The 5,118-nt window shown below is 64.7% G+C and carries 3 protein-coding genes; 2 read left to right on the top strand and 1 reads right to left on the bottom strand.

Annotation, left to right across the window (positions count from 1 at the left end):
• Positions 1-231: 231 nt before the first annotated feature.
• Entirely contained in the window at positions 232-1,404 is a 1,173-nt protein-coding gene (locus tag AAFX91_RS38880) for a thiolase family protein (protein ID WP_394570036.1), read from the top strand.
• A gap of 375 nt (positions 1,405-1,779) precedes the next feature.
• On the top strand, positions 1,780-3,453 hold the full coding sequence (locus tag AAFX91_RS38875; RefSeq protein WP_394570035.1) for a mucoidy inhibitor MuiA family protein: 1,674 nt from the start codon (positions 1,780-1,782) through the stop codon (positions 3,451-3,453).
• A gap of 157 nt (positions 3,454-3,610) precedes the next feature.
• On the opposite strand, the gene AAFX91_RS38870 is transcribed toward AAFX91_RS38875, so the two are convergent.
• The gene (locus AAFX91_RS38870) at positions 3,611-4,966 is read right to left on the bottom strand and encodes an esterase-like activity of phytase family protein (protein WP_394570034.1); all 1,356 of its coding nucleotides are present in this window, start codon (positions 4,964-4,966) and stop codon (positions 3,611-3,613) included.
• Positions 4,967-5,118 lie beyond the last annotated feature (152 nt).

Genomic DNA, 5,118 nt, shown 5'->3' with positions numbered 1-5,118 from the left:
TGTCGCCGGTCTATTCTGTTACCCATGTAGCCGGTCAGGACCCGCGCCACCTTCTCCCACAAGGGGAGAAGGGAAGGCGGTCGCGTCGTTCGACCCACATATTCCGACCTGCGGAACATGACGCCGCCTCCGCATCGGAGGCGGCGTTTGTCGTTTGGCGGCCGACAAAATCTGTGTACGAATGGGCCAAGACCGGTCATATCAGGCCGTCCTAACAAGGGAGAAAACACAATGCGTGAAGCCGTTATCGTTTCCTATGCACGCACGGGACTGGCGAAGTCCGCCCGCGGCGGGTTCAACATCACTCCGCCGATGTCGCTGGCGGCGCACGCCATCAAGCATGCCGTCGAGCGCGCCGGCGTCGACAAGGAATATGTCGAGGACTGCTATCTCGGCAATTGCGCCCACGGCGCGCCGAATATCGGCCGTCAGGCCGCGCTGCTCGCCGGCCTGCCGAAGTCGACCGCCGGCGTCTCGGTGAACCGTTTCTGCTCCTCGGGGCTTCAGACCATCGCGATGGCCGCCAACTCGATCCGTTCCGATGGCGCTGAATGCATCGTTGCCGGCGGCGTCGAGAGCATCTCGATTCCCGGCGGCGGCACGCCGAAGGAATCGGTCGATCCCGAGCTGCTCAAGACCGCGCCCGACATCTTCATGGCGATGATCGACACCGCCGACATCGTCGCCGAGCGCTACAAGCTGAGCCGCGAATACCAGGACGAGTTTTCGCTGGAGTCGCAGCGCCGCATGGCGGCCGCGCAGCAGGCCAACAAGTTCAAGGACGAGATCGTCCCGATGAAGACCAAGATGAAGGTGGTCGACAAGGTGACGAAGGAAGAGAGCATCAAGGACTATGTCGTCGACCGCGACGAGTGCAACCGTCCCGAGACGACGATTGAGGGTCTTGCCAAGCTCGAGCCGGTGAGGGGCGCCGGCAAGTGCATCACCGCCGGCAATGCCAGCCAGCTTTCCGACGGCGCCGCCGCCGTGGTGCTGATGGAAGCCAAGGACGCCGAGAAGCGCGGGCTGGAGCCGCTGGGCCGCTTCGTCGCCTGGGCGACCGCCGGTTGCGAGCCGGACGAGATGGGCATCGGCCCGGTCTTTGCGGTGCCGAAGCTGTTGAAGCGCCATGGCCTGAAGATCGACGATATCGATCTCTGGGAGCTCAACGAAGCCTTCGCCAGCCAGTGCCTGTACTGCCGCGACCAGCTCGGCATCGATCCCGAGAAGTACAATGTCAACGGCGGCTCGATCGCGATCGGCCACCCCTTCGGCATGACCGGCGCGCGCCTCACCGGCCACCTGCTGCAGGAAGGCCGCCGCCGCAAGGCCAAGTGGGGCGTCGTCACCATGTGCATCGGCGGCGGCCAGGGCGGCGCCGGATTGTTCGAGATCTATAGCTGAGAACGGCTCGGCTGAACGCCACATGAACCAAAGCACGGCGCCCCAAGCGCCGTGCTTTTTTATGTGCGCGACGCTCTCTCCTCGCGTCATCGTCCGCGAAGGCGGACGATCCAGTATTCCAGAGACGTCAGCGCTTTGCTGAGGGGCCGCGGCGTACTGGATGCCCCGCCTGCGCGGGGCATGACGGTGAGGTATGCGTCTGCGCAACGGGATACCGCAACAGCCATTTCGGCTTCGCCAGCGCATCTCACGCAAACCCCAATCGAACCGGTTCTTTTCTCGCTGCGTCTCACCACCGATGGGGGTGTGACATCAGCCACTGTCCGGCGGTGCCGGATCGGGTGAAGTCTGCGCGCAATGCAGGAAAGGGATCCAATGCGTTTGACTGCCAATTGTCTTGTCACTACCAGCCTGGTGCTGGTCACCGCGCTTGCCGCTTTGCCTGCGCGGGCGGCTGACGTCGATGCCGCTTCGATGGTGGATGCGGTGACCGTCTATCCCGATGGCGCGAGCGTCACCCGCGTCATCACGCTCGATCTGCCGTCCGGCGACAGCACGCTGGTCGCCAAGGATTTCCCGCTGTCGCTCGACCCATCCTCACTGCGTGTCGAAGGCGACGCGGACAGCAAGCTGACGATCGGCTCGATCGACACGCGGCAGCCGCGGGCGGCGCCGCCGGTGAACCTGCCCGAGCTCGACAAGCGGATCGAGGCGTTGAAGGATGAGCGCGCCAATCTGCAAGGGGCGATCGACGCCGCCAAGGCGCGCCGCCAGTTCGCCGAGCGTTTTGCCGAAGCCGCTCCGGTCGGCATCGGCGAAAAGGGCGAGGCGCGGCCGCTGTCCGAATGGCGCGCCGCTTTTGCCGCCGTTTCCGAGGAGATCGCGATCGCCGATACCGCGACCCGTGAAGCCGAGCGCAAGCAGCGCGACATCGACCGCGAGATCGCGCGGCTGGAATCCGACCGCGCCGCCAAGCCGCCGAGCAAGCTCGAGGTCCGTATCGACCTCGCTGCCGCGACTGCCACGAAAGCCACCCTGCGCGTCACCTATTCGGTGCGCAATGCGCGCTGGGCGCCGATCTATGACGCACGCCTCGATACCGGCGCCAAGGACCGAAAACCCTCGCTGGAGCTGGTGCGCCGCGCCGAGATCACGCAGTCGACCGGCGAGGACTGGTCGAATGTCGCGCTCGGCGTCTTCACCGTGCGCATTGCCCGCGGCGGCAGCGCGCCCGAATTGAATTCGCTGCTCGTGCAATATCCTCAGCCGCCGCGCCCGGTGCCGCTGTCGAGCGCCGTGCCGGAACTGGCGCGGCCGGCGCCCGCACTGCGCTCGACGTCGGCCGCAAAGGCCGCCGACGCGCTCGATGCGCGTGAGCGCGCCGACGAGCAGCAGGCGGTGGCCGAGATCGGCGACTTCCAGGCCACCTTCAAAATCCCTGGTCGCGTCAGCCTTGGGGCCAGCGAAGGGGCGAAGAGCCTGCGCATCGGAAGCAGCGTGATCGCGCCCGAGCTGACGATCCGCGCCGTGCCGGTGATTGATCCGACGGCGTTCCTGGAGGCGAGCTTCAAGCAGGTCGAGGACGCGCCGTTGCTGCCCGGCCGCGTCGCAATCTATCGCGACGGCGTGTTCGTCGGCCGCGGCAAGATCGCTTCCGCAGGCAAGGATGAAACCGTGCGGCTCGGCTTCGGCGCCGACGACAAGGTCAAGATCGAGCGCTCGGTGGTGAAGCGCAACGAGGGCTCGGCGGGCCTGATCGTGACGACGTCGAAGACCGACGAACGCTCGTTCAAGACCAGCGTGCGCAACGGCCATGATTTCCCGATCCGTGTCGCGATCGAGGATCAGCTCCCGGTCAGCGAGAACGAGGAGATCGTGGTCGAGATGCTGCCGCAGACCACGCCGCCGACCGCGACCAATCTGCGCGACAAGCGCGGCGTGCTGCAATGGACATTCGATGCGAAGCCCGGCGAGCTCAAGGACATCAACTTCGCCTGGCGCATCCGCTGGCCCAAGGACAAGGGCGTCGTCATGACGCCGGCGGGATGAGCGGTTCTTACCTCGCCCCGCTCTTGCGGGGAGAGGTCGGATTGCGAAGCAATCCGGGTGAGGGGCTCTCTCCGCGAACACGTCTGTCACCGTGATCGTGGAGAGAGCCCCTCACCCCGACCCTCTCCCCGTGAAGAACGGGGAGAGGGAGCAGAGCTCACTTCGCCTTCAGGAAGTCGCCGACTTCCAGCAGCACGAACTCGTTGTCGTCGGCCTTGTTGGGATCGCGGCTCGAGGAGAACGGCAGGTTGTTGTCGTTGCCGACGATGATATGGGTGTCGTCGACCTTGTCGACGTTCTCGATGGTGAAGAACGGGAAGGTCAGCACGCCGTCATTGAGTGGCTTCTTCGCCTTCTTGTCGGGATCGCGGATCTTCATCAGGTCGATATAGCCGACCTTGCGCACGGGCTTGCCGACATTGGCATCCGACAGCTCGATCTTGTAGACGCGCTTGAACTTGGCGAGATCCGGGAAGCAGTTCTCGCCGCGTTGTCCCTGCGGGCAGGCCTTGTCCGCGGTACCTTCGCCATTGTCGCGCTCGATGATCAGGCCCTGGGTCGGGTCGATCATGTTGAAGTCGCCGATGGCATTGCCGTTCTGCTCGAACACATACTGCCAGTAGCGGCCGGTGAATTTCTCGTTCGCGACGTCGAACTCGAGGATGCGTGAGGCTTCCTTGCCGTCGACCTTCTCCCAGTCCTTCTTCTCGGCATCCCACAGCGGGCCCTCGAGCAGGCCGTACAGGAACTTGCCGTCCTTCGAGGACGCAAAGCCCTCATATCCCTTGGAGCGGCGCAAGTTGACGGTGGTGTAGCTCGCGCCCGGCGCGCCCGGCGACTGCACCGACCAGTGATCGGGCGAGCGCACCGGCTTGCCATCGGCGGTCGTCTCGAACACCGCCAGCACCTTGCCGGTCTTGTCGGCCTTGATCACGTAGGGTCCGAACTCGTCGCCGATCCAGAACGTATCACCGATGATCTGGAAGCCTTCGGTGTCGAAATCGGCGCCGGTGAGATAGCGCTTGGCGGTGTCCTCATGCACGATGCGGAACGGCACCTTCTTGTCGGGATCGTGCAGGAACACGGTTTCCTGACGCTCGACCTTGCCGCTCGCCCAGTCGATCTTGTGCCGGTTCAGGTACAGCATCGAATCCGGCGAGTTGTAGCGCGAGCCCATGCCGTTGTCGGTGAGCACCCAGAACGTGCCGTCCGCCATCACCTTGATGCCGGAATGGCCCTGCAGCGGCTGGCCCTTGAACGGAAGCGAGACGCCGGTCGGCCGCTCGTAGGACTTGCCCATCACGGTGCCGACTGCGTCGACGCGGCGGCCGGTGGTGTATTTGCCGGAGGTCTTGAGATCGTTGGGTGCATCGGCAGGCGCGTCGATGAAGCTTTCCGCCGGAAGCACGGCGTGGCCCTTGAGGGTCGCCGGATATTCGCCCTCGCCTTGCGCGAAGGCAGCTCCCGAGAGCAGCACGATGGACGCGACGGAGCAGAGCAGTGATTTGCGCATGTTGATCTCCCCTGAAGATGAACGCGGCGGAGTTCTGGGAGGCGCGTGTTACACGCCGCTGACAGTTTCGTGACGGCTAGGGTCTGTTGGGATTCATCGGGAGTTTATCACGGCAGCGGTCAGATGGATCATGGCTGCGAAGCTTTGATCTG

It is taken from the genome of Bradyrhizobium sp. 31Argb (genome assembly GCF_043638955.1).
Classification (GTDB): Bacteria; Pseudomonadota; Alphaproteobacteria; order Rhizobiales; family Xanthobacteraceae; genus Bradyrhizobium.
This window is presented reverse-complemented; position numbering and strand designations above follow the sequence as displayed.

Bases quoted from the DNA above. Each gene is read 5' to 3' on its own strand.
- AAFX91_RS38880 (WP_394570036.1), top strand. From the start codon at position 232: ATGCGTGAAGCCGTTATCGTTTCCTATGCACGCACGGGACTGGCGAAG.
- AAFX91_RS38875 (WP_394570035.1), top strand. From the start codon at position 1,780: ATGCGTTTGACTGCCAATTGTCTTGTCACTACCAGCCTGGTGCTGGTC.
- AAFX91_RS38870 (WP_394570034.1), bottom strand. From the start codon at position 4,966: ATGCGCAAATCACTGCTCTGCTCCGTCGCGTCCATCGTGCTGCTCTCG.